We start from the raw sequence: 21231 nt of genomic DNA, 5'->3' as shown, positions 1-21231 counted from the left end.
CAAAGGAGATCACTGGCATGAGACCGCTTCGCTACTCGATCAACGTCACGCTCGACGGCTGCTGCCACCACGAGGCCGGGCTCCCCCCGGACGAGGACTCGATGCGCTACTGGACCGCCGAGATGGAGCGGGCCGACGCCCTGATCTTCGGCCGTGTCACCTACGAGATGATGGAGGCGGCGTGGCGCAAGCCCGCCACGGGCACGTGGCCGGACTGGATGGAGGCGTGGCAGATCCCCTTCGCGGAGGCCATCGACGGGGCGAAGAAGTACGTCGCGTCGAGCACGCTGAGCTCGGTCGACTGGAACGCCGAGCTGATACGAGGCGACCTGGGCTCAGCGGTTCAGAAGCTCAAGCAGGAGTCGGGCGCGGGCCTGTGGGTGGGCGGCGTGAAGCTCCCGGTGGCCTTGGCAGACCTGGGTCTGATCGACGAGTACGAGTTCGTCGTGCAGCCGGTCCTCGCCGGGCACGGGCCGACGTTGCTCTCCGGTCTGCGCGAGCCCGTCCCGCTCGAGCAGGTAGGCCGCGACGAGTTCCGGTCGGGGGCGGTCGCCGCGCGCTACCGGCCCGCGCGAGCGACGGCCTGACGCTGGCCCGAATCCCGCTCGAGGCCGACGACTACCCGGACCGCGGCGGCGCGTCGGCCAGGTCGTCGTCCGACCACAGGGCCGCCGAGGCGTGCCCGAGCAACAGCTTGGGGTAGTACGTCCAGGCGAACCACGGCGCGAGACGCGACGGGCCGAGCGCGCCGTCGAGCGCGAGCCCCCCGACGGTGAGCGCCACGCCCAGGGCTCGCCGTCGGGCGGGGTAGCGGCGGACGACCACGGTCGCGGCCATCAGGTAGGCGTAGTGGGCCGCGGCCCAGCCGGCGGGGTGGACGCGGCGCCCTGCCGATCCCGCGTCCAGCCACGCGACCGCCGCCGGATGCACGTGCAGCGCGGCGAACGCGACGTGCGCGCCGAACCCCTGCCCCGGGCGCTCGTACCAGCGGGCGCACGCCCGCGTGTTGTTGACGTAGGCGCCGCCGGCGAGGTCGACGGCCAGCAGGCACGCCACGCCCGCGCGCGCGGCGCTCCCGCCGCGTGCCCGCGCCACCAGCGTCGCCGCCACCCCTCCGACCGCCGTGGCCGCCGCCGTCTCCACGTGGTTCACGGGAGTGGCCTCCGGGCCGACGAACTCTCCCCATGCGCGGCGCAGCGCCGCGCCCGTCCCTCTTGCCGTCTTCTCGGGAGGTTGCTGTCCGGGTCGTGCCAGGTGATCGCCCGCCATGCGCCTCACCCTCTCCCCGGGCTGCGGCGTCGGCAAGCCGAGGGGACGAACGGCACATCTTGCCGCGGCTTGATAGCGTGCCGAGGATGGCGTCGAACTGGAAGCGGAAGCGCGCTGCACGGCGCCTCAAGCCCGGCGACGGGCGTTCCCTGCAGCGCTTCCGGTGGTGGCAGCCCCTCTCGCGCTCCCTGTTCCACCTCCGACTGGCCGGCGCGGACGGCTACCCCGAGACGTGGTCCGTCGACGTCCGGCTCTGGGGCGACTCGAACGGCGACGAGTGGGCGGACCTCTACCGGGACGGGCGGCACCACGCGAGGTCCAAGTTCCCGGCGGCGTTCCCGGTCACGGGCGGCACGATCGAGGTGGCCAAGAGCGGCTACGGGCTCAAGCGGTGCCACTACGTGCCGGACGACGGCGGACCCGAACGCCAGCTCGTGCCCGACCCGGCGTCCGCGGAGGGCAGGCGCGCACGCCTCGACCGCGAGCACCCGGGCGCGAGCCGGGCGATCGGGTTCGTGTCCTGGGCGGTGCTCGTCGTCGCCCTGGTCCTCGGGGTCCCGCAGATCGTGGAGCAGGTCTCGCAGATCCCGCCCGTCGCGGAGAACGTCGGCACCTTCACGTCGCCGTTCCACCTCTCGACGACGCTCAACGTCGCGCTCGTCGTCGCGACCCTGGTGGCCAGCACCGAGCGCGCCCTGCGCCTGCGCTACCACTGGCTGCTCGACGGCGGGCTCTTCGACGGGGACGACTAGGCAGGCTCAGCAGCTGGTGCCAGCGTGGCAGCCAGAACCTGCCAACCTTCTTCACCCTGCACCCAGAGGCGGGTGTAGGTCAGCCGCGCGGACACTGCGGTACCGCCCTGGACCGCCTCCACGGCGGCGACCAGCCTGGTCACGCCGCTCGCTCCGTCCTCCTGGACGTCGAGCGACTCCTCCTCCAGGCCGGTGATCCGCAGGAAGCCCGAGCGGTAGCTCTGCAGGTCGTCCTCCTTGGAGAAGACGGACCCGTCGGGCCCGGCGCCGACGCACCGAGGATGCAGCAGTGCCTCCAGAGCGTCGACGTCACCGGCGCGCTGGGCGGCTTGGAGCGCGTGCTCTGCAGCAAGAAGGCTCATCGCACGAGTCTAGGCGCCGGACCCTGCCCGGTCGGGCGCCGGCGGGGGGCGACGTGAACCGACCTGTCGAGATGAAGCCTCGTTCGACCGATCCGTCATCTCGTTGACCTGCACGATGCTGACGGCTTGCAGTCTGCTCGTGCGAGACGTCCTGTCTGGTGCCCGCTCGATGGGTGACAGTGGACGGTGACCGGCGAGCCCGCGGGTCGAATCGGTCCCGCACGGAGCTGGCTTGCGGCACCACAGGGGTCGACGCCGAACTCCCTCCTTGGCGGACCGCCTGAACGGCAGCCCTGGGGAGCGTGAGGCGAGTGCGGCGCCGATCTCGGGCCGGGCCGCGTGCATCTCACGGTCCGGCAGGGCTGCGACCTCGCAGCCCTAGCGCACCGTTGATCTCCGAACGCTTCGAGATGCCGAGTTTCGAGTAGACCTTCCGTAGATGCCATTCGACGGTACGAGGGCTGATGAACAGCCGTTCGGCGATCTGTGGGTTGGTGCTCCCGTCGGCGGCAAGGCGTGCGATCTGTTCTTCCTGCTCGGTCAGCTCGGCCACGGTCTCGACCGAGCGCCGGCGCGGGTTCGCGCCGGTCGCCGCCAGCTCACGTCGAGCGCGTTCCGCGAAGGCATCGGCACCCATGGCACCGAGCAGGTCGTACGCGAGGTCGAGCTCGGCGCGGGCGTCGACGCGCCGACCTTGACGGCGCAGCCAGAGTCTACGCCTCGGGATGGCTGGGCGGGGGCGTGCCGCGCGGGGAGCCGACGTCCCGGCGACGCGAGAGGATCTGCTCGCCCGCCGAGACGTAACCGTCGAAGAGCGCCACGACGTCCTGGAGCCGGTCCCGTGCCGTGGAGTCGGCCGGGACGAGCTCCTCGCCGCCCCGCAGTGCCGCGATGAAGAGGCGTGCTCGGCGGTGCGACGCGTCCAGCAGGGTGTCGAGCCCGGCCTCGGCCTCGACGTAGAGCCGCCGTCCGCCCTGGCGCGTCGTGGTCCGGGCCAGCCCCCAGCTCGCGAGCTCGCGGACGGACGTGCTCGTCTGGCCCTTGCTGAGGCCCGTCTCGTCCTGCAGCGCGTCGAGCGTGACGGGGGCGTCGCTGAGGAGGAGGGCCGCGTAGACCCGGCCGGTCGCGCGCGGCAGGTTCCACGAGGCGAGGAGGTCCGCGAGCCCGTCCGCGAAGCGCTCGCGCCGGTCATCCACGGCGTCCCACCACCGTCGCGAGGAACGCGAGCAGCGCGGTGTCGACCGCGTCCGGCGCGTCGAGCATGACGACATGGCCGGCGTCGGGTACCACGACCTCTTGGACGCCCTCCGCGGCGGCCCATCGGGGCATCGCCGTCGCGATGTTCCCGGTGCGGTCCGCCGCCCCGCGCAGCAGCAGGAGCGGGACGGGCGTGCGGTAGCCCGGATCAGGCGCGACGAGCTGCGTCGTCGCCCGCCACGCCGCGAGGAACTCGGCGTGGGACTGGACCGCGAAGAGCGCGCGCAGCGCCGCGCGGGCGGCGGGGGTGACGGCCGACGCGTCCGCCATGAGGCGGGGGAGCGAGCGGGCCGGCACGAGTCGCAGGAGCGGCGCCGCCGAGCGCAGCGCGAGGCGCTCGCCGCGCGTGAGCGGCCCCGTGCTCCACGTGGCGTCCAGGACGGCGAGCGCCGAGTACCGCTCCGGTGAGCGGCGCACCAGGCGCTGGGCGAGGTTGCCGCCGAGCGAGTGACCCACGACCACGGGCAGCACGAGGCCGAGGTGGTCGACGAGAGCCTCGACGTCCGCGACGAGCCGGTCCGCGGTGAGCGGCGCACCGCTCGGCCGCGAGGCCCCGTGGCCGCGCAGGTCGAGGAGCACCGGCCGGTACCCGGCGGATGCGAGCGTGGCGGCCTGCGCAGCGAAGGTCGTGCGGTCGGTCCCGGCGCCGTGGAGCAGGACGACGGGGGCACCGCTTCCCCCGCCGTCCTCGAAGTGCAGCGTGCACCCGTCGATCCGCAGGTCTCCATCTAGATTCGGCATCTACTGAACATAGCCGGAGGCGCGGCCGGCTGACAGCCGCACACGGTCGTCGTTCGCGTGGGTCAGGGGTCGAGGCGCCTGCGCAGGAGGCAGAACTCGTTCCCCTCGGGGTCGGCGAGGACGTGCCAGGGCTCCTCGCCGGTCTGCCCCACGTCGGCCGGACGGGCGCCGAGGGCGAGGAGCCGTTCGAGCTCGGCGTCCTGGTCGCGGTCGGTCGGGTTGACGTCGATGTGCAGGGGGAGCTTCCCCCGCCGCGGGTCGCTGCTCGGGCTCAGGATCAGCGTGGGCTGCAGGCCGCCGAACCCGGCGTCGGGCGGGCCGATCTCGATGGCGCCGTCCTCCCGTCCGAGCTCGACGTAGCCGAGCACGTCGCTCCAGAACCGCGCGAGCAGCTCCGGGTCGGCGCAGTCGAGGACCAGCTCGCTGATGCGGGATGCCATGAGACGCACTCTACGAAGTGTCCGGTGCGACGGCACGCGGCGGGTGAGTCGCGATCGTGTCACCCTGGCCGTCACACGTGCGGCGAGAGGGAGTGGCGATGGGTCTGGGCAGGAGCCGGTCGAGGGGACGCGCGCCGCAGCGCGCCGAGGAGTCGGAGCCCGAAGGCACGCAGGCGGTCGCCACGACCCCGGCCGGGCCGGTGCCCGACGACGCGACGCCGCACAAGGACGTCTCCGCGCTCTGGTCCGACGGCGTCGGTCGCGCCGGTACGCGCTCGGTGCAGGTCCTCGCGATCGTCGCCCTCGTCGCGGTCGCCGTCTTCGCGGTGACGCGGCTGACGCTCATCGTGATCCCCGTGCTCATCGCGCTCGTGCTCGCGGCGGCGATCTCGCCGCTCGTGAGCCTCCTGCGGCGCAAGGGGGTGCCGTCCTTCCTGGCGACGCTGATCGCGCTGCTCACGCTCGTCGCCCTGCTGGCGGGGGTCGTCTGGCTGGTCGCCGCGGCGGTCGTCAACCAGTGGCCCGAGCTGCGCGACCAGGCGATCGAGGGGTTCGACGAGCTCCAGGCGTACGTGCAGAACCTGCCGTTCCAGATCACCGACGAGCAGCTCCAGTCGTTCCGCGACTCGGTCGTCGGGCTCCTCCAGTCCGACGCGGTCGGCTCCGGGGCGCTGGCCGGCGTCTCGCAGACCGTCGACTTCGTCGCCGGGTTCTTCGTCATGATCGTCGTGCTGTTCTTCTTCCTCAAGGACGGCCCGGCGATCTGGGAGTTCCTGCTGCGTCCGTTCGAGGGCAAGCGGTACGAGCGCGGTCAGCGGATCGGCGAGACGACGGTCCGCACGCTCGGTGGCTACGTGCGCGGCACGGCGATCGTCGCGGCGGTCGACGCGATCGCCATCGGCATCGGCCTCGTGATCGTCGGGGTCCCGCTCGCGCTCCCGCTGTCGGTGCTCGTGTTCCTGCTGGCCTTCATCCCGCTGGTCGGGGCGACGCTCGCCGGCGTCCTGTGCGCACTGGTCGCCCTCGTCGCCGTCGGGCCGGTCGAGGCGCTCATCGTGGTGGCGATCGTCATCGCGGTGAACCAGCTCGAGGGCGACCTGCTGCAGCCGGTCGTCATGGGCCGCACGCTGCGCCTGCACCCGCTCGTGATCCTCGTCGCCCTGACCGCCGGGACCGTGCTCGCGGGCCTCACCGGCGCCGTCCTGGCCGTCCCGATCGCGGCGTCGATCTGGCGGGCGATCCAGGTGTGGGACGGCCCGGACCTGCCTGCACGGTTCGCGCGGCAGAAGCGGCACGAGGCCGTGGAGCCCCCGGAGAGTGCGGTCCCGAACCGGTAGGCGCCGGGCTCAGGCGGTCTTGGCGGCCGCCGTCGACGCCGCACGGTCGACGACCGCCGCCGCGACGTCGCCCGGCGTGTTCTCCGGGAGCCAGTGCCCGGCGTCGAGCTCGACGAAGCGGTAGGGCGCCTCCACGTGGCGCTCGGTGTCCTCGGCCGCCCACCTGCCCAGGGCGGGGTCGCCCGCGCCCCACACGTACGTCGTCGGGACGGTCACGGCGCCCACGGCCCGCCGGGAGAGGGGCAGGGCGCGGTACCAGTTGAGCGCGGCGCGCAGGGCGTTCGGCTCGCGCATGCGGGCCGTGTAGCGCTCGGCGTCCTCGGGCGGTACCCCGGACCGCTCGAGCAGCGCCGGCATCGATCGGGCCAGCAGCCTCTCCGGGAGCTTGGGCACCTGGAAGGCCCCGACGTACAGCGACCGCAGCGCCTGGTCCGACCGCACGAGCGAGCGCGCCAGGGCGCGCGGGTGCGGGGTCGAGAGCACCGTGAGGCTGCGCACGTGCTCCGGCGCCCACGCGGCGAGCGCCCAGGCCACGTTCCCGCCCCAGTCGTGCCCGACGACGTGCGCCGGGCCGGTCTCGCGCAGCAGCGCCAGCACGTCCCCGACGAGGAAGTCGAGCCGGTACGCCGCGCGCCCCAGCGGGCGCGCGGTGGGGGAGTAGCCCCGCTGGTCGAGCGCGACGGTGCGCAGCCCGGCCTCGTGCAGGAGCGGCGTGACCCGCGACCAGCTCGACGAGTCCTCGGGGAAGCCGTGCAGCAGGACGACGGTCTCACCGCCGGCCGGGCCGTCGTCGTGCAGGTCGAAGGTGAGCTGGTTCCGTCGCAGGCTTGTCATGCGGGGCGCGGTCATCGTCCCAGGGTGCGGCGGGGGCGTGGCACCGGCAATCGGCGGCGCTGCCGACAGGACCGACAGCCGATGGCGCCCGCCTGCAGGCGGGCTCGGCGGCTCCGGGCGAGGATCGGGAGAGCACGCCGCGACGCAGGGAGGACGCATGGCCGCACCGCAGGACACCGCCCGACAGCCCCGCCCCACCCTCGACGAGCTGCAGCGCGGCACGACGACGGCCGCGGCGCTCGCGTTCTTCGACGCGCTCGCGGCGGTGCCGGTCGACGCGGTCGCCGGAGCGTGGCACGGGTCGGGACTGCCCACCGGCCACCCGCTCGACGGCGTGCTGGAGGCGCTGGGCTGGTCCGGCAAGCGGTTCGGCCCCGGCCACGACGCGCACCCGCTGCTGTTCGTCGACGGCCGCGGCGGCACGATCGACGTCAACCCGGCGTTCGTCCCCCTCCCGCTCGTCCTGCGGTGCGCGCGCCTCCTGCGCAGCCCGCGAGTCGCCTGGGCCGTCCGGGCCCTGCTGCCGCTCGCGCGGACCCGACGCCCGCGGGCGCGGCTGCGCGCCGTCGTCCACCGCGGCGTCACGACGGCCACCATGACCTACGACGCGCTGCCCGTCGACGACGTCTTCCGGGCCGTCGACGACGACACCCTGGTCGGGCTCATGGAGGCCCGGGGGATGGGCCGCCCCTTCTTCTTCGTGCTGCGACGAACCGTCCGGGACGACGGTCAGGACACCTTGCCCTGGAGCAGCCGGCGCCAGTAGATCGGCGGCTGCAGGTACCGGTCGAACAGCAGCAGGCTCCGCCGCGGCCGGGCGAGGTCGACGAAGCGGAACCCCGGGTCGGGCCGGCGGTCCCGGTCGAACTCCGCGAGCAGCAGGCGCCGGCGCGACGTCGTGACGGGCGCGACGGAGTAGCCGTCGTAGTGCCGCATCGCCGCACCGGTGCGGCGGGCCCGGATGTTGCGGGCCACGACGGGCACCTGGCGGCGCAGCGCGCCGCCCGACGGCATGGCGTCGACGGCGGCAGCATCGCCCAGGCCCCAGACGCGTGGGTGGGCGACGTGCTGCAGCGTCCGCGGGTCGACGGCGACGAACCCGTCGCTCTCCGGCGTCGCGAGGCCGCTCTCGGCGATCCACGCGGGCGCTCGGTGCGGCGGCGCGAGGTACAGGGCGTCGTAGGCGACCTCGTCGATACCGTGCGGGCCGCGCAGTCTCAGCGTGCGGTGGGTGGCGTCGACCGAGACGAGCGTGGTGCTCGTGCGCACGTGCACGCCGTAGCGCTCGGCGGCGGCCCGCAGCGCGGGCTCGGCGCGCGGGTCGTCCACGAGGCGCGGCGACTCGACGGCGAGCTCGATGCGGACCGCGTCGAGGACGCCGGTGCGTCGCCAGTGGTCGGCGGCCACGAACAACGGCTTGAGCCCCACGGGGAAGCACGGCACGTGCCGTGCGGAGACGGCGAACACGACCGTGCCCGAGGTGACCGACGACAGCAGCTCCCAGGTCTTCGGAGCGAGCTCGGGCAGGTAGCTCGTGGACGCGTACGGCGTGCGCACGGACTGCTCGGCGCCCGGCACCGCGTCCCAGTCGACCTGCGACCCCGGGCACACCGCGAGGTCTGCGTAGCCGAGCGCACGCCCGTCGCCCAGGTGCACGAGCGACCGCTCGGGCTCGACCGCGACGACGTGCTCCGGGTAGCGGTGGACGCCGTCGGGCACGACGTCGTCCTGCGGCCGCGTGAGGTCGTCGAGCGTCGCCATGCCCGAGGCCACGTACGAGAGCAGCGGGCGGTACTCGTGCACCGGCTTGGGCTCGACGACGGCGACGTCGCGGCAGCCGTCACGACGCAGGCGCCCCGCGAGGGAGAGACCGGCGTTGCCGCCGCCGAGGACGAGCACGTCGTGGTGCACGGGTGGCCTCATGAGCGAACCGTTCTGCCGGGGACCAGGGTCGCTCCACGCTACGGCGCCTCACCGGGCCACGCCCTCCGTGCGGCACCACCGGTCGAACGGTCGGCATGACGCCCGGACGGCGCACCCGTCGCGGTGCTGGACGGCCTCGGAGCGACCCGTCATCATGCGAACGTGAGGCTGCGCAACGACGAGAGCGGCTACGGGCTGGTGACGAAGGTGCTGCACTGGGCCACGGTCGTCGCGCTCGTCGCCCAGCTCGTCGTCGGCTACCTCCTCGACGACGACGGCGGTGGCGGTGGCCAGGGGCGTGGCCGAGGGCGTGGTCGGGGCGAGGGCCCGGGACGAGGGCGCGGTCGCGGTGGCGACGACGAGGACGACGCGGACGACGGCGGCATCGTCGCCCTGCTCGACGGCGAGCCGGACACGCTGCTGGGCGTGCACGTCGCGCTCGGCCTGACGATCCTCCTGCTCACCCTCGCGCGCCTGGCCTGGCGCAGGCTCACCCCGCTGCCGCCCTGGGCCCCGGGCCTGTCCGCCGGTGAGCGCAGGCTCGCCCACGACACGGAGGTCGCGCTGTACGCGTCGCTGCTCGTCATGCCCGCGACCGGCCTCACCCTCCTGCTTGTCGACGACGACCTGCTGTGGCTGCACGTGACGAGCCACGTCGTCTTCTTCGGCGCCCTCGCGCTGCACGTCGGGCTCGTGCTCAAGCACCAGCTCGTCGACCGGGACCGGCTCCTCCGGCGGATGCTCTAGCGGTCCCGCCAGGCGGTCCCCGCTCGCGCCTGGACATATCTGCAACCAAGGGGTTGCTCCTTTCGGGTCTGTGGTGCAACTATGGAGTTGCACATCACCGGAAGGAGTCGCGATGACCACGCGCACCGTTCCCCCGAACGTCGTGCTCGCCACGCTCTTCGCCGGCGCGTTCACGATGGGATGCGCCGAGATGCTCGTCGTCGGCCTGCTCGACCTGATCGCCGTCGACCTGACCGTCACGGTCCCCGACGCGGGCGCCCTGGTGACCGCCAACGCGCTTGGCCTGGCGGTCGGCGGCCCGCTGCTGACGTTCGCGACGACGCGGCTCGACCGCCGCCTCGTGCTGCTCGGCTCGCTCGTCGCGTTCGTGCTCGCCAACGTGCTGCCCGCGCTCGGCGCCGGCTACTCGCTCTTCCTCGTCGCGCGCGTCGGCATCGGCGCGGTGCAGGGCCTGTTCATCGCCGCGGCGATGACGACGGCGACGTCGATCGTCGCTCCGGAGCGGGCCGGGCGCGCGATGGCGCTGGTGATCTCCGGCTTCGCGACGGCGAGCGCCGTCGGCCTGCCGCTGGGGACGCTGCTCGGCCAGGCGGTGGGCTGGCGCGGGTCGTTCACCGCCGTCGTGGTGGTCGCCGCCGCGGTGCTGGCCGTCGCCGTCGTCGTCCTGCCGTCGGTGCCGAGCGCGGGGGAGTCCCGCGCGCTCCGCCAGGCGCGTGCGGCGTTCGCACCACGCGTCCTCGCCCTGCTGGCCCTGTGCGCGTTGGTCTTCGTGGCCATGCTGTCGGCCGTGACGTACCTGGTGCCCTTCCTCGACGAGGTCACCGGCGTCACCGGGCCGGTGGTGAGCGCGTACCTGCTCGCCTACGGCGCGGCGACCGCCGTCGGGTCGGCGGCAGGAGGGCGCTTCGCCGACAGCAACGCGTCGCGCACGCTCGTCGTCGGGAGCATCGGGGTCGCGGTCTCGCTCGCGGCGATGTTCCTGCTCGGGGGAAGCCCGGTCGCCGTGGCGCTCGCCGTGGTCGGGACCGGCCTGTTCGGCATGGGCATGGCGCCCTCCCTGCAGCACCGCGTGGTGGCCCTCGCCGGCCCCGGCGCGCCGCTCGCCGCATCGTTGCCCGCGTCCGCGGTCAACGCCGGGATCGCGGGCGGGTCGTTCGCGGGCGGGCTCGTCGTCGCCGGCGCAGGCGTCTCGGTCGTCGCGCTCGCGGGCGCAGCGGTGGCCGCGGTCGCCGTCGCCGTCGCGGCGGCCACGAGCGTGCTCAGGCCCGCACCCGTCGCCCCGACGGTCGTCGACGAGGACGCCCCGGCGCGCGCGTGAGGGGGCACGGACACCCACCGACACACCCACCGACGCACCCACCATCGACGAACCAGGACCGAGGAGGAGAGCGATGGACCAGCTGCTGAAGGACAAGAGCGCCGTGATCTACGGCGGCGGGGGCGCGATCGGCGGGGCCGTCGCCCGGGTGTTCGCCCGCGAGGGAGCGCAGGTCTTCCTCGCCGGGCGGACGCAGGCGCGGCTCGACGTCGTAGCGCGCGACATCGTCGCCGCGGGCGGCGCCGTCGAGACCGCGCAGGTCGACGTCTTCGACGAGCGGGCCGTCGACGCCCACGCCGCCGCGGTCGCAGCGGCCGCCGGGGGGATCGACGTCGCGCTCGACGCCGTGAGCGTCCCGCACGACCAGGGCACCGTGCTGGCGGACCTGTCGCTGGAGGAGTTCCTGCGGCCGGTCGACGGGTTCCTGCGGTCGCTGTTCCTCACGAGCAGGGCCGTGGCGCGGCACATGGGAGGCGAGCGTCCCGGCGTCGTGCTCGTCCTGTCCGAGCCCGGAGCGAGGCTGGCCGTCCCGGGGATCCTGGGGCACGGCGTGAGCGCGGCGGGCAAGGAGGCGTTCGCGCGCCTGCTGGCCGCGGAGCTGGCCCCGCGTGACGTCCGCGTCGTCGACCTCCGTCCGCACGCCGTCGTCGACGCGCCCGCCGCGGGCTCCTACACCCGCGAGCTCTTCGAGCCCGCCGCCGCCGCGGCCGGTCAGACCGTGCAGGAGCTCCTCGACGCGGGAGCCATGGCCGAGATGACGCTCCTCAAGCGGCTGCCCACGCTCGACGAGGTCGCCGAGACGGCCGCCTTCCTCGCCTCGGACCGGGCTCGTGCCATGACCGGGACGGTCGTCAACCTCACGGCCGGCGCGCTCGTGGACTGAGCGGCCCTGCGACGGCGGCGAGCCGGCCGGCGACGACGTCGCACGCCTCGACGAGCTCGCGCGGACCGGCGGTGACCACGTCCGCGTCGAACGCCGCGACGCGTGCCGCGAGCGCCACCCACGACCACGAGCCGAGCTCGAGCCGGCATCGACCCTCGCCCAGGTCCTCGACCACGCCGTCCTCGACGAACGGCGCGACGGCGGCGGCCGGAGCCGCGAGCTCCACCCACCCGCGGCACGGCCACGCCGCGGACCCGTCGGACGGCAAGGCGTCGGGTCCGGTGCTGCCGGCCGCAGGGTCGCCGGATCCTGGGTGGGCGGACCCGGCGAAGCGCGCTGCGACGAACGCCCGCACGTCGCCCCCGGGGAGGTCTCGCGGCGCGAAGCGGGGACCGGTGGGGACGCGCGGGGACATCCGGTCGAGGCGGAACGTGCGCCAGTCCGCGCGGTCGAGGTCCCACGCGACGAGGTACCACCGGCGGTCGCTCGCGACGACGTGGTGCGGCTCGACCCGCCGTGGAGGCGCGAGGGACGTGCCCTGGCCGGCTACGGCCGGTTCGGCAGGGCCGGACGCGGAGGACGTCGCGACCGCGGCATAGTCGAACAGGAGCACCTCGCGCCGCCGGACCGCGGCGCTCACGTCGAGCAGGACGTCGAGGTCGAGCTGCGGGGCCCGGCGCTCCGGGTCGCGCGGGACCGGGGTGACGTCGACGGCGTCGACCCGGTGCCGCAGCCGTGCCGGCAGCACCTGGCGCACGGTGGTCAGCGCGCGGGCCGCGGCCTCCTCGATCTCCTGTCCGGCGCCGCTCACGGCGGTCTGCAGCGCCACGGTGAGCGCGACGACCTGCTCGTCGTCGAACAGCAGGGGAGGGAGCTCGGCGCCCGCGTCCAGGCGGTACCCGCCGTCCCGGCCGCGGGTGGCGGCCACACGGTAGCCGAGCTCGCGCAGGCGCTCGACGTCGCGCCGCACCGTCCGCGGGTCCACGCCGAGGCGGCGCGAGAGCTCGGGGCCGGTCCAGTCCTGGCGCGCCTGGAGCAGCGAGAGCAGGAGGAGCGTGCGCTGCGACGTCTCGGTCATGGGTCCATGGTGCCGCGCAAAGCGGGCGCTATCCGTCCTGATGGTGGACGAGAGTCGTGGTGTGCCGCGCGGGGCCTCCCCGCGGCACGGTCCACCGCCCGCGCGTGAGAGAGCGCAGCCAGAAGGAGCACGACATGACCGTCCAGACCACCCCGCACCTCAACTTCCGCGGCGACGCCCGCGCCGCGCTCGAGCTCTACCGCTCCGTGTTCGGCGGCGAGCTCGTCGTGACGACGTACGGCGACCTGGGCCAGGCGCCCGACCCCGCCGAGGCCGACCTCGTCGTCTGGGGCCAGGTCAGCGCCCCGAACGGGTTCCGCGTCATGGCCTACGACGTCCCGGCCGCGCGGCCGTGGAGCCGAGGCGACGACCCGTTCTTCGTGTCCGTGCGCGGCGACGACGTCGAGGAGGTCCGCGGGTACTGGGACGCGCTCGTCGACGGCGCGACCGTCGTCGCACCGCTCGCGTCGTCCGCGTGGGCGCCGGTCTACGGGATGCTGACCGACCGGTTCGGCGTCACGTGGGTCCTGGACGTCACCGCGGCCTGACGGCCGCTCGCACGCCCGTACGCGTCAGACCCACCGGTCTCGCCACCGTTCCCACGGTGGCGAGACCGCCCAGTTGAGGTGCAGGGTGCGCCACGCCCGGTCCATGCGTCGTCGGCGCTGCCGCCGACCGCGCAGCGAGCGCGCGGAGACGCCCACGCGCCACGACCGTACGAGCACGGTGCGACGACGGGGACCGAGCCGGAACGCGAGGTCGAGGTCGTCGTGCACCTCGGCGTCGTCGCGCACGGCGTCGCCCCGGACCTCGGCCCACACGGAACCGCGCAGCGCCATGCACGAACCCCACAGCGGGGTGTGGCCGAGCGCGAGGTGCCCGAGCACGTAGTACGCGCCCAGGTAGAGGACCGAGGCCACGGTCCGCGTCCCGCGGGGAAGGTCGTGGAACACGCCGGTCCCGGTCATGGCGTCCAGGGCCGGGTCGGACCCCATCCGCTCGACGACCGTCCGCACCCAGTCGGGCCCCGGCCGAGAGTCGGCGTCGAGCCGCGCGACGACGTCGCCCCGGGCCGCGTCGTACCCCGCGGCGGCCGCTGCGGGGATGCCGACACGGTCCTCGTGCACGACGACGGCGCCCCACCGGCGCGCGACCTGGGCCGACGCGTCGGTCGAGGCGTTGTCGACGACCACGACCTCCAGCGGGGCGACGCTCTGGCACGCCAGCAGCGCGAGACAGCGGTCGAGCGCCTCGGCGTCGTCGCGCACCGGGACGACCACGGAGACGCGCAGGGGCTCGGCGCCCGTCACGGACGACCTCCCGGACGAGCGGCCGCGCGGGCCAGGGCGAGTCCGGCGACGGCCGACCCGGCCACGCCCGCGGCAAGGTCGACCACCGTGTCGGTGTACCCGACGCCGATGCGGTCGTCGAGGTAGGTGTGGCCCGCCCACTCGCCCACCTCCCAGAGGACCGCGACGAGCGCCCCGAGCCCCGTCGTCGTGACGACGACGCCGAGCGGAGAACCACCGGAGCCTGCCGGGCCCGGCTCCGGCACCGCGTGCACCCGGGCGAGGGCCACGAAGGCCACGGCGGCGATCAGCCCCGTGCAGGCGGCGTGCACGGGCAGGTCCAGCCAGGGCACCGCGCGGTACCACTCGAGCTGGGCCGCCCACGCGGCGACCAGGAGAGCGCCGCAGTACGCCACGTCGAGCGGGGCCGCGACCCCGAGCGCCCGCGGCACCATGACCCCGCCCAGGACGAGCAGGAACAGCGCGACGGCGACGACCTCCAGCCGGACGGCCGCGACCACGACGCTCACGGCCGCCGCGGCGCGCACCACGTCACCGGGCACGAGCGCGGCGACGACGGACCGCGGGCTCACGACAGCTGACCGCCCGCACACGCGGGCGGGGCCGGGGCAGGGCGGCGGGGCATAGGACGCCTCCTCGGGACGGTGACCGACGACGGGCTCACAGGGTGACACCGGGCGCCGGGTCTCGCACCCGCCGGACGGCGCGTCCCGCCCGTCGAGCGGGCACGCGATCGCGGACACTTCACCCGAGCCCGCGTGCCACGGGAGCGCGCCGCGTGGCCTCCCTCCCGGTGCAGGGGACCGAACCTGAGGGGGACCCATGGCCGCAACGAAGAAGTCGACGCCGAGGAAGACGACATCGAGAACGGTGCGCCGCCCGGTGCCCGAGACGCCCGACACGGTCGACGCGCTCTTCCCGCCGCTCCCGGAGCGCATCCCGCTGACGCTCGAGTCCATCGCGGGCGACGAGCCCACGTACGGGGAGATGCTCGAGTCCATCTGCGGGGCGACCGACGACTCCCAGCCCGTCGAGCAGTACGACGGCACGCTGGGCGTCACCCAGGCGTTCGTGAACACCCACCAGAAGCAGGCCGTGCAGGTCCAGTGGAACAGCGGGCTGGGCGGCGTCTTCACGAACCCCGGCACCGTCGACGGCGTGCGGTGGGGCACCGGCACGCTCATCGCCCCCGACCTCGTGCTCACGTGCGGGCACCTGTTCGACCAGAGCGCCGACGGCTGGGTCCTGCCCCGGCAGAACGGCTCGATGCAGGTCGTCACGCCGCAGCAGATCGCGACGAGCATGCACATCAACGTGCTCTACCAGGTCGACCCGGGCGGCATGCTGCGCACCGAGGTGAGCTTCCCGATCGTGGCGCTCGTGGAGTACCGGCTCGGCGGCCTCGACATGGCGGTCGTGCGCGTCGGCGGGAGCCCGGGCAACACCTACGGGTTCACCGCCGTCTCGAGCACCAACCCCGCGGTGGGGGACATGCTCGCGATCATCGGCCACCCGGCCGGGATGCCGAAGCGCGTCGAGGCCGGTCCCGCGACCACCGTGACCACCGACCAGGTCCGCTACAACGACATCGACACGCTCGGCGGCAACTCCGGGTCGGGGATCCTCGGCCCGACGGGCGAGCTCGTCGGCGTGCACACCAACGGCGGCTGCACCACGTCCGGGACAGGCTCGAACTTCGGCGTGGCGATCGCGGGGATCCGCGCGGTCTCGCCGACGCTCCAGGCCCTGCCGCACGGGTCGCGCACCGCCGTCGGCGACGACATCTTCACGAACCTCGCGGCCGACGTCGTGCAGACCTTCAACGCGTCCGACCAGGTCGGCACGCTCCGCGCGGCGGACACCGCCCGTGCGGTCGACGCGCTCACCGTCCGGCAGGCCGACTCCCACACGGTCGCCGACCAGGTCGCCACGTCGTTCCTGCGGGACCAGGGCGGGACGCCGCGGGCGCTGGACTCGATCTTCCAGGCCGACACCCGGTTCGCCGCCGACAACCCCGTCGGGACCGGCTTCGCGAACGACGTCGGTACTGGACCCGGGGACACCTTGCAGGAAGGGATCTTCGACCCGGGCGACCTCTTCGACCCCGTCGTCAACCCGGCGATCGGTCGCCTCGCCCAGGCCCGGGCGCTCGCCGGAGCACGCCCGTTCGTGCAGGGCGCGGAGTCGCTCGTGGAGGACATGGACGCGGCGGACGCAGGCGGGGTCGACGTCGTCGGCGCGCTCGTCGAGGCCGTCGCCGAGGCGCGGGCGACGCTCGAGGCCGTCGAGGCGACCCTCGCCGAGCTCCAGGCCGCGCCGGGACCCGGGCAGTGACCCGGAGATGACGCGCGCACGGATCGCACCGGGAGCCCGGCGATGATCGGCATCGTGTCGCACGCGGACGACCTCCACACCACGGAGGTCGTCCGCCACCTGGACGAGCTCGACGCACCCCACGTCCTCCTCGACACCGGGCACGCCCCGCGCTCGGTGTCCCTCACGTCCACGCAGGACGACGCCGGCTGGCGCGCGGACTGGGTCGACACCGACGGCGACGGCGTGAGCGCCGTGGACGCCACCGAGCTGCGCGCGATGTGGTGGCGCCGCCCGCAGCCCTTCGCCCTGCACGACGACGTCCGCTCGCCCCAGGACCGCGGGTTCGCCCACGGGGAGATCGCCGCGGCCGTGTCGGGACTGTGGTCGTGCCTCGGCGCCACCTGGGTCAACGACCCCGACCGCGACGAGGCCGGCTCGCGCAAGATGTGGCAGCTCCAGGTCGCCGCGCGGCTCGGCCTGCGCGTGCCGCGCACGTGCATGACCAACGACCCGGACCGGGTCCGGGACTTCCTCCGGCGCGAGCCGGGGCGCGTGGTCTTCAAGCCGTTCAGCGGCACGCCCGCGACGTGGCGCGAGACACGCCCGGTGCGCGAGGCGGACCTCGAGCTCGTCGAGAGCGTGCGGTACGCACCCGTCATCTTCCAGGAGGCCATCGCAGGGTCGGACGTGCGGGCGACGGTCGTCGGGGCCGAGGTCTTCGCCGCCGAGCTGCGCACCGAGGAGTCGGGGTACGCCTACGACTTCCGGATCGACACGCAGCACTGCCCGACGGCGGCCCACGACCTGCCGGAGCAGGTCACCGCGGGGCTGCTGCGCCTGATGGAGGTGCTCGGCCTCTGGTACGGGGCGGTGGACCTGCGCCGCACGCCTGAGGGCGACTACGTGTTCCTCGAGATCAACCCCGCCGGGCAGTGGCTGTTCGTCGAGTACGCGACCGGCCAGCCGATCGCGGCGGCGCTCGCGGCCCTCCTCGCCCGGCTCGACCGCGAGGAGGGCAACCCGGCGTCCGCCCCTGGAGCGCGGCGGACCGGCGCGGGCTGAGCGCCGGCCCGGCCTCGCCGCGGCGTCAGCCGCGGAACCCCGCGAGCGCGGCGTCGAGTGCGGTGCGCATCCCCCTGCGGAGGGCGACGGGGTCGTCGGTCTCGTGCGCCAGGACGAGGCCCGCCGCCCCGACCGCGCCGACCGCCGCACCCACCATCGGCGCGACCTCGGAAGTCGGCGTCCGGGTCTTTCCGCTGACGCGGTCCACGATCCCGGCGGCGAGAGCGGCCAGGCGCGTCGCGAGAGACGTGGGCAGCGCGCCCCTGCTTCCGAGGGCCGCGCGGGCTCGCGCCTGGGCGACGAGCGCGGCGTCCGACGTCGCGGCGTCGACGAGCGCGCCCACCGCGGCGGCGACCCCGTCGGCGGCGACGGCGGACGGCGAGTCCTCCGCGGCCCGCCAGGCCAGCTCGGCGAACGCCTGCACGTGGTCGAAGAGGAGGTCCTCCTTGGTGGGGAAGTGCAGGTAGAACGTGCGGTCCGAGACGTCGGCGGCGCGTGCGACCTGCGCGACCGTCGTCCGCGCATAGCCCCGCTCCTCGAACAGCCGGGTCGCGCTCGCAAGGATCGCCGCGTGCGTGCGACGGCGTCGTGCGTCCTGCCCGTTCTCCGTCGCCATACGAGGAGCCTAGTGCGCCAGCAGGGATTATGCAGATCTGCATTTTGTGAGAGGGTGAGGCGATGGAGCACTCGACGGAACGCCGCCGCTACGTCGTCACGGGAGCGGACTCCGGCCTGGGTCGTGAGGTCGCCCGCCTGCTCGCCCGGCGGGGACAGGTGATCACGTGCGGCGTCGGGGACGACGTCGACGTGCGCGCGGACCTCGCGGCAGCGGAGGGCCGGAGCGCGCTGGTGGAGCGGGTGCGGACCTGGAGCCAGGGACGGCTCGACGCCGTGGTGGCCGTCGCGGGCACGGGCGCCCCGCGGCCCGAGACGGTCGCGCTCAACTACTTCGGCACCGTCGACGTGCTCGACGGCCTGCGTGAAGAGCTGGCCGCGTCCCCCGCCGGGGCCGTGGTCGTCGTCTCGTCGTCCTCGACGCTGAACCGCGGGAGCGGCGCGCTCGTGCGTGCGTGCCGGCGCGGGGACGAGGCCCGGGCGCTCGCGACGGCCCGGCACCTGACCCGCACGTGGCGAGGCAGCCAGATCTACCGGTCGAGCAAGATCGCCCTGAACCACTGGGTGCGCACGGTCGCCGTGCGGCCCGAGTGGGCGGGCCGAGGCGTCGTCCTCAACGCCGTCGCTCCCGGCATCATCGCCACCGAGACCGTCCTGCGGACCTGGGAGCGTGACCGGGCGCTCCTCGAGACGGCGCTCCCGCAGCCGCTCGGGGCGCCCGGCCCCGTCGCGCCGGTGGCCCACCTGATCGCTCACCTCGTCTCGGCGGAGAACCGCTCGACGACCGGCCAGGTCGTGTACTGCGACGGCGGGACGGATGCGCTCGTGCGCGGCACCCGGCCCCAGCGGTCGTACCTGCGCTACCCGCCCCGCGATCTCGTCGCCCTGTGGCGCGCCGCGCGGTCGAGCGCGACGTAGCGACGGGGCCGTTCACTGCCAGACGGCGGTCGCCGGGTCGACGCCGTGCGCGCGCGCGTTCTCCTCGATCGCCGCCAGGAGCCAGTGCGCGAGACCGGGCGCCAGCCCGTCGTAGTGCGCGCGGAAGCCGTCGTCCTCGACCAACAGCCGGCCGAGGCACACCTGTCGCTCGTGGCCGCAGTCGAAGTAGGCCCCGACCGAGGCACGGTGCCGCTCGGCCAGCGCCGCGGCCCGCGGCGAGGCCGGGTCGACCCGGTCGCGGCACGCGGCCGCGAGGTCGGCCTCGAACGCCCGCACGTCCTCGGCCACCCGCTGCCAGTCTTCAGGCGTGCGCTCGGCGGAGCGCTCCGCGAACTGGGCCCACTGCGCCGTGTCTCCCCACCGCGCGCGGGCCTCCGCGGGCCACGAGGGGTCCCACCCGTCGCCGAGGAGGGCGACCTGCTCCGTCTCCGTCAGCAGCACACCACGCTCGCGCGCCTCGACCAGCCGGTCGAGCGCCGCCGCGGTGCGCTCCAGGCGGGCGATCTTCTCGCCGAGGAGCTCGCGCTGGCGGCGCAGCGCGCCGAGCGCGTCCTCCCCGCGCGCGTCGAGCAGCTCCGGGATGTCCTCGAGCGCGACCCCGAGGTCGCGGTAGGCGATCACGCGCCGCAGCCGCGCGACGTCGGACGCCGAGTAGAGCCGGTAGCCCGCGGCGGTGCGCTCCGAGGGGTGCACGAGCCCGACGGCGTCCCAGTGGTGCAGCGCGCGGACCGTCGCGCCGACGGCGGCGGCCGCGTCGCCGACGGTGAGCGCGTCGGCGACGCGAGGGGGCGCGGGACGTGGGGTCACGCGCTCCAGTCTCGCCCAGGTCGGGCCGGCGGTCACGTGGCGGGCGCCCCGATCCCCATGCCCTCGATGAAGCGCGCGGCGTCGCTGCCGGGGTCGTACGGCCGCGCGGCGGTCATGACGACGCGCGTGTTCTCGGGCGTCCGGACCTCGACCTCGACCGAGCCCCACGGCATGTCCCGGGGGCCGGTCGTGCACCCGGGCGAGACCTCTTCGCACGCGGTGACGATCGCGTCGACCTGCGAGAGCACGCACGAGAAGCTCACGGTCAGCGCCGTCAGCGCCGTCAGCTCCGGCGCGGGCGTGCCCGGGACGAGCAGCACGTCCTGGAACGCCCAGCGCCGCAGGTGGACGACGCCGCCCGGCAGGGAGAACAGGTCGATGAACCCGAGGCCCCGGGTCCAGAGGTCGGTGGAGGCGGCGAGGTCCGCCGTCGGGATCGTGACGAACTGCGGCATGCCGTAGATGCCGCGGAACGGCTCGGGGGCGACGGCGTCGGGGCCGGGCGGGGGGACGGGGGAGTGGTCGAAGGCGGAGTACGTGTCGGTCATGCGGCCAGCGTGGGCCCTCACGTCGCGTGAGGGTCAAGCGCCCGTGCGCCACTCCTCGGCCAGCAGCGCGTAGACCACGCCGTCGACCCACCCGAGGTCGCGGTGCAGCGAGTCGCGCACACCGACTCCCTCGCGCCGCATGCCGAGGCGCTCCATGAGGCGCCACGACGGCTCGTTCGCCGCGAACGCGTTGGCGACGACGCGCCGCAGACCCAGGTCCTCGAAGCACACGCGCAGCAGGGCGCGCACCGCCTCGGTGGCGTACCCGTGGCCCTGGTGCTGCGGCGCGAGCGCCCACCCGATCTCCGCCTCGTCGTCGTGCGGGTGGTCGGGGATGTCGCGCTGGACCCACCCGTCGCGCACCGCGAGGTACAGGTCGCCGACGACCTCGCCGTCCGCCTCGACGACGAGCGTCCTCGCCAGCCGCTCGGGCTCCGCGTGGTGCGCGCGCCACACCTCGACGTCGTCGAAGCGCTGCGTGAGCCAGCGGTCCACCTCGGGCAGGGACCGGTAGGCATAGAGCGCGTCGGCGTCCTCGACCCGAGCGCGGCGCACCGTCAGGCGCGGGGTCACCACGGGCCAGCCGACCCTCTCGAGGGTGTCGGGGCGCACGTCGGTCGTCTCGGTCATGGGAGCACCCTGGCACGGAGCAGGCCCCGGTCTCGAACGCTTTCCGGGAACGGTGCCCGGGCC

26 protein-coding genes are annotated in these 21231 nt (G+C 74.7%); 11 read left to right on the top strand and 15 right to left on the bottom strand.

Going from position 1 to position 21231, the window contains the following annotated elements; translation table 11 throughout:
• Positions 1 to 17 precede the first annotated feature (17 nt).
• Entirely contained in the window at positions 18 to 587 is a 570-nt protein-coding gene (locus ACMXGY_RS11095; protein WP_483773054.1) for a dihydrofolate reductase family protein, read from the top strand.
• 31 nt (positions 588 to 618) lie between these two features.
• On the opposite strand, the gene ACMXGY_RS11090 is transcribed toward ACMXGY_RS11095, so the two are convergent.
• Positions 619 to 1269: a hypothetical protein gene (locus tag ACMXGY_RS11090; protein ID WP_483773053.1), complete on the bottom strand. Its 651-nt coding sequence runs from the start codon at positions 1267 to 1269 to the stop codon at positions 619 to 621.
• Between the two features lie 86 nt (positions 1270 to 1355).
• Here ACMXGY_RS11090 and ACMXGY_RS11085 point away from each other — a divergent pair, with 86 nt between their 5' ends.
• The gene (locus ACMXGY_RS11085) at positions 1356 to 2021 is read left to right on the top strand and encodes a hypothetical protein (RefSeq protein ID WP_483773052.1); all 666 of its coding nucleotides are present in this window, start codon (positions 1356 to 1358) and stop codon (positions 2019 to 2021) included.
• Here the strand turns inward: ACMXGY_RS11085 and ACMXGY_RS11080 are convergent.
• The 5 genes from ACMXGY_RS11080 to ACMXGY_RS11060 all read right to left on the bottom strand — a co-directional run bounded on the left by ACMXGY_RS11080 (position 2018) and on the right by ACMXGY_RS11060 (position 4821).
• Positions 2018 to 2383, bottom strand: a complete 366-nt coding sequence (locus tag ACMXGY_RS11080) for a nuclear transport factor 2 family protein (RefSeq protein WP_483773051.1) — start codon at positions 2381 to 2383, stop codon at positions 2018 to 2020. The genes ACMXGY_RS11085 and ACMXGY_RS11080 overlap by 4 nt on opposite strands.
• A 346-nt stretch (positions 2384 to 2729) precedes the next feature.
• On the bottom strand, positions 2730 to 3020 hold the full coding sequence (locus ACMXGY_RS11075) for a helix-turn-helix domain-containing protein (protein ID WP_483773050.1): 291 nt from the start codon (positions 3018 to 3020) through the stop codon (positions 2730 to 2732).
• Positions 3021 to 3096: 76 nt separating this feature from the next.
• Positions 3097 to 3579, bottom strand: coding sequence for a GbsR/MarR family transcriptional regulator (locus tag ACMXGY_RS11070; protein ID WP_483773049.1), 483 nt, complete (start codon positions 3577 to 3579; stop codon positions 3097 to 3099).
• Positions 3572 to 4381 (bottom strand): alpha/beta fold hydrolase, encoded by an 810-nt coding sequence (locus ACMXGY_RS11065; RefSeq protein ID WP_483773048.1) that lies wholly within the window; start codon positions 4379 to 4381, stop codon positions 3572 to 3574. The genes ACMXGY_RS11070 and ACMXGY_RS11065 overlap by 8 nt, the downstream gene beginning before the upstream one ends.
• Before the next feature lie 62 nt (positions 4382 to 4443).
• Positions 4444 to 4821, bottom strand: a complete 378-nt coding sequence (locus ACMXGY_RS11060; RefSeq protein ID WP_483773047.1) for a VOC family protein — start codon at positions 4819 to 4821, stop codon at positions 4444 to 4446.
• Between the two features lie 98 nt (positions 4822 to 4919).
• On the opposite strand from ACMXGY_RS11060, the gene ACMXGY_RS11055 reads away from it, so the two are divergent.
• Positions 4920 to 6158: an AI-2E family transporter gene (locus tag ACMXGY_RS11055; RefSeq protein ID WP_483773046.1), complete on the top strand. Its 1239-nt coding sequence runs from the start codon at positions 4920 to 4922 to the stop codon at positions 6156 to 6158.
• Between the two features lie 9 nt (positions 6159 to 6167).
• Here the strand turns inward: ACMXGY_RS11055 and ACMXGY_RS11050 are convergent, their stop codons facing one another.
• The gene (locus ACMXGY_RS11050) at positions 6168 to 6992 is read right to left on the bottom strand and encodes an alpha/beta fold hydrolase (protein WP_483773045.1); all 825 of its coding nucleotides are present in this window, start codon (positions 6990 to 6992) and stop codon (positions 6168 to 6170) included.
• A gap of 157 nt (positions 6993 to 7149) precedes the next feature.
• Here ACMXGY_RS11050 and ACMXGY_RS11045 point away from each other — a divergent pair, with 157 nt between their 5' ends.
• A complete protein-coding gene (locus ACMXGY_RS11045) occupies positions 7150 to 7758 on the top strand; it encodes a DUF4334 domain-containing protein (protein WP_483773044.1) in 609 nt (202 codons plus the stop codon).
• Here ACMXGY_RS11045 and ACMXGY_RS11040 read toward each other — a convergent pair.
• Complete coding sequence (locus ACMXGY_RS11040) at positions 7722 to 8915, bottom strand: NAD(P)/FAD-dependent oxidoreductase (RefSeq protein ID WP_483773043.1); 1194 nt, start codon at positions 8913 to 8915, stop codon at positions 7722 to 7724. The genes ACMXGY_RS11045 and ACMXGY_RS11040 overlap by 37 nt on opposite strands.
• 162 nt (positions 8916 to 9077) lie before the next feature.
• Here ACMXGY_RS11040 and ACMXGY_RS11035 point away from each other — a divergent pair, with 162 nt between their 5' ends.
• The 3 genes from ACMXGY_RS11035 to ACMXGY_RS11025 all read left to right on the top strand — a co-directional run bounded on the left by ACMXGY_RS11035 (position 9078) and on the right by ACMXGY_RS11025 (position 11863).
• Positions 9078 to 9662: a cytochrome b gene (locus tag ACMXGY_RS11035; protein WP_483773042.1), complete on the top strand. Its 585-nt coding sequence runs from the start codon at positions 9078 to 9080 to the stop codon at positions 9660 to 9662.
• 112 nt (positions 9663 to 9774) lie between these two features.
• Complete coding sequence (locus tag ACMXGY_RS11030) at positions 9775 to 10980, top strand: MFS transporter (protein WP_483773041.1); 1206 nt, start codon at positions 9775 to 9777, stop codon at positions 10978 to 10980.
• Between the two features lie 73 nt (positions 10981 to 11053).
• A complete protein-coding gene (locus ACMXGY_RS11025) occupies positions 11054 to 11863 on the top strand; it encodes an SDR family NAD(P)-dependent oxidoreductase (protein ID WP_483773040.1) in 810 nt (269 codons plus the stop codon).
• Here ACMXGY_RS11025 and ACMXGY_RS11020 read toward each other — a convergent pair.
• Positions 11838 to 12941, bottom strand: coding sequence for a helix-turn-helix transcriptional regulator (locus ACMXGY_RS11020; RefSeq protein ID WP_483773039.1), 1104 nt, complete (start codon positions 12939 to 12941; stop codon positions 11838 to 11840). The genes ACMXGY_RS11025 and ACMXGY_RS11020 overlap by 26 nt on opposite strands.
• 134 nt (positions 12942 to 13075) lie before the next feature.
• On the opposite strand from ACMXGY_RS11020, the gene ACMXGY_RS11015 reads away from it, so the two are divergent.
• Complete coding sequence (locus ACMXGY_RS11015; RefSeq protein WP_483773038.1) at positions 13076 to 13489, top strand: VOC family protein; 414 nt, start codon at positions 13076 to 13078, stop codon at positions 13487 to 13489.
• A 24-nt stretch (positions 13490 to 13513) separates the two neighbouring features.
• Here ACMXGY_RS11015 and ACMXGY_RS11010 read toward each other — a convergent pair whose 3' ends face one another.
• Positions 13514 to 14251 (bottom strand): glycosyltransferase family 2 protein, encoded by a 738-nt coding sequence (locus ACMXGY_RS11010; protein WP_483773037.1) that lies wholly within the window; start codon positions 14249 to 14251, stop codon positions 13514 to 13516.
• Positions 14248 to 14823 carry a DUF2238 domain-containing protein gene (locus tag ACMXGY_RS11005; RefSeq protein WP_483773036.1) on the bottom strand — a complete coding sequence of 192 codons (576 nt, stop codon included), beginning with the start codon at positions 14821 to 14823 and terminating at the stop codon, positions 14248 to 14250. Before ACMXGY_RS11005 ends, ACMXGY_RS11010 begins: the two co-directional genes overlap by 4 nt.
• Before the next feature lie 250 nt (positions 14824 to 15073).
• Here ACMXGY_RS11005 and ACMXGY_RS11000 point away from each other — a divergent pair, with 250 nt between their 5' ends.
• Both ACMXGY_RS11000 and ACMXGY_RS10995 read left to right on the top strand, forming a co-directional pair.
• Positions 15074 to 16585, top strand: coding sequence for a trypsin-like serine peptidase (locus tag ACMXGY_RS11000; RefSeq protein WP_483773035.1), 1512 nt, complete (start codon positions 15074 to 15076; stop codon positions 16583 to 16585).
• Between the two features lie 42 nt (positions 16586 to 16627).
• Positions 16628 to 17629, top strand: a complete 1002-nt coding sequence (locus ACMXGY_RS10995; protein ID WP_483773034.1) for an MvdC/MvdD family ATP grasp protein — start codon at positions 16628 to 16630, stop codon at positions 17627 to 17629.
• A gap of 25 nt (positions 17630 to 17654) precedes the next feature.
• Here the strand turns inward: ACMXGY_RS10995 and ACMXGY_RS10990 are convergent, their stop codons facing one another.
• A complete protein-coding gene (locus ACMXGY_RS10990) occupies positions 17655 to 18245 on the bottom strand; it encodes a helix-turn-helix domain-containing protein (RefSeq protein WP_483773033.1) in 591 nt (196 codons plus the stop codon).
• Between the two features lie 62 nt (positions 18246 to 18307).
• Here ACMXGY_RS10990 and ACMXGY_RS10985 point away from each other — a divergent pair, with 62 nt between their 5' ends.
• Entirely contained in the window at positions 18308 to 19162 is an 855-nt protein-coding gene (locus ACMXGY_RS10985; RefSeq protein WP_483773032.1) for an SDR family oxidoreductase, read from the top strand.
• A gap of 12 nt (positions 19163 to 19174) precedes the next feature.
• Here ACMXGY_RS10985 and ACMXGY_RS10980 read toward each other — a convergent pair whose 3' ends face one another.
• Genes ACMXGY_RS10980 through ACMXGY_RS10970 form a run of 3 tightly spaced genes read right to left on the bottom strand, consistent with a single transcriptional unit; the run spans position 19175 to position 21168 of the window.
• On the bottom strand, positions 19175 to 19990 hold the full coding sequence (locus ACMXGY_RS10980; protein WP_483773031.1) for a MerR family transcriptional regulator: 816 nt from the start codon (positions 19988 to 19990) through the stop codon (positions 19175 to 19177).
• Positions 19991 to 20022: 32 nt separating this feature from the next.
• Complete coding sequence (locus tag ACMXGY_RS10975) at positions 20023 to 20538, bottom strand: VOC family protein (RefSeq protein ID WP_483773030.1); 516 nt, start codon at positions 20536 to 20538, stop codon at positions 20023 to 20025.
• 33 nt (positions 20539 to 20571) lie between these two features.
• Positions 20572 to 21168, bottom strand: a complete 597-nt coding sequence (locus ACMXGY_RS10970) for a GNAT family N-acetyltransferase (RefSeq protein WP_483773029.1) — start codon at positions 21166 to 21168, stop codon at positions 20572 to 20574.
• Between the last annotated feature and the right edge of the window lie 63 nt (positions 21169 to 21231).

The organism is Cellulosimicrobium sp. G4 BAM 1002 (assembly GCF_057126935.1).
Note: the sequence above shows the minus strand (reverse complement) of the source record. Positions and strands in the feature narration are given on the sequence as shown.

Coding starts and splice junctions, on each gene's coding strand:
- ACMXGY_RS11095 (WP_483773054.1), top strand. CDS start 18: ATGAGACCGCTTCGCTACTCGATCAACGTCACGCTCGACGGCTGCTGC.
- ACMXGY_RS11090 (WP_483773053.1), bottom strand. CDS start 1,269: ATGGCGGGCGATCACCTGGCACGACCCGGACAGCAACCTCCCGAGAAG.
- ACMXGY_RS11085 (WP_483773052.1), top strand. CDS start 1,356: ATGGCGTCGAACTGGAAGCGGAAGCGCGCTGCACGGCGCCTCAAGCCC.
- ACMXGY_RS11080 (WP_483773051.1), bottom strand. CDS start 2,383: ATGAGCCTTCTTGCTGCAGAGCACGCGCTCCAAGCCGCCCAGCGCGCC.
- ACMXGY_RS11075 (WP_483773050.1), bottom strand. CDS start 3,020: ATGGGTGCCGATGCCTTCGCGGAACGCGCTCGACGTGAGCTGGCGGCG.
- ACMXGY_RS11065 (WP_483773048.1), bottom strand. CDS start 4,381: ATGCCGAATCTAGATGGAGACCTGCGGATCGACGGGTGCACGCTGCAC.
- ACMXGY_RS11060 (WP_483773047.1), bottom strand. CDS start 4,821: ATGGCATCCCGCATCAGCGAGCTGGTCCTCGACTGCGCCGACCCGGAG.
- ACMXGY_RS11055 (WP_483773046.1), top strand. CDS start 4,920: ATGGGTCTGGGCAGGAGCCGGTCGAGGGGACGCGCGCCGCAGCGCGCC.
- ACMXGY_RS11050 (WP_483773045.1), bottom strand. CDS start 6,992: ATGACAAGCCTGCGACGGAACCAGCTCACCTTCGACCTGCACGACGAC.
- ACMXGY_RS11045 (WP_483773044.1), top strand. CDS start 7,150: ATGGCCGCACCGCAGGACACCGCCCGACAGCCCCGCCCCACCCTCGAC.
- ACMXGY_RS11040 (WP_483773043.1), bottom strand. CDS start 8,915: ATGAGGCCACCCGTGCACCACGACGTGCTCGTCCTCGGCGGCGGCAAC.
- ACMXGY_RS11030 (WP_483773041.1), top strand. CDS start 9,775: ATGACCACGCGCACCGTTCCCCCGAACGTCGTGCTCGCCACGCTCTTC.
- ACMXGY_RS11025 (WP_483773040.1), top strand. CDS start 11,054: ATGGACCAGCTGCTGAAGGACAAGAGCGCCGTGATCTACGGCGGCGGG.
- ACMXGY_RS11020 (WP_483773039.1), bottom strand. CDS start 12,941: ATGACCGAGACGTCGCAGCGCACGCTCCTCCTGCTCTCGCTGCTCCAG.
- ACMXGY_RS11015 (WP_483773038.1), top strand. CDS start 13,076: ATGACCGTCCAGACCACCCCGCACCTCAACTTCCGCGGCGACGCCCGC.
- ACMXGY_RS11000 (WP_483773035.1), top strand. CDS start 15,074: ATGGCCGCAACGAAGAAGTCGACGCCGAGGAAGACGACATCGAGAACG.
- ACMXGY_RS10995 (WP_483773034.1), top strand. CDS start 16,628: ATGATCGGCATCGTGTCGCACGCGGACGACCTCCACACCACGGAGGTC.
- ACMXGY_RS10990 (WP_483773033.1), bottom strand. CDS start 18,245: ATGGCGACGGAGAACGGGCAGGACGCACGACGCCGTCGCACGCACGCG.
- ACMXGY_RS10985 (WP_483773032.1), top strand. CDS start 18,308: ATGGAGCACTCGACGGAACGCCGCCGCTACGTCGTCACGGGAGCGGAC.
- ACMXGY_RS10975 (WP_483773030.1), bottom strand. CDS start 20,538: ATGACCGACACGTACTCCGCCTTCGACCACTCCCCCGTCCCCCCGCCC.
- ACMXGY_RS10970 (WP_483773029.1), bottom strand. CDS start 21,168: ATGACCGAGACGACCGACGTGCGCCCCGACACCCTCGAGAGGGTCGGC.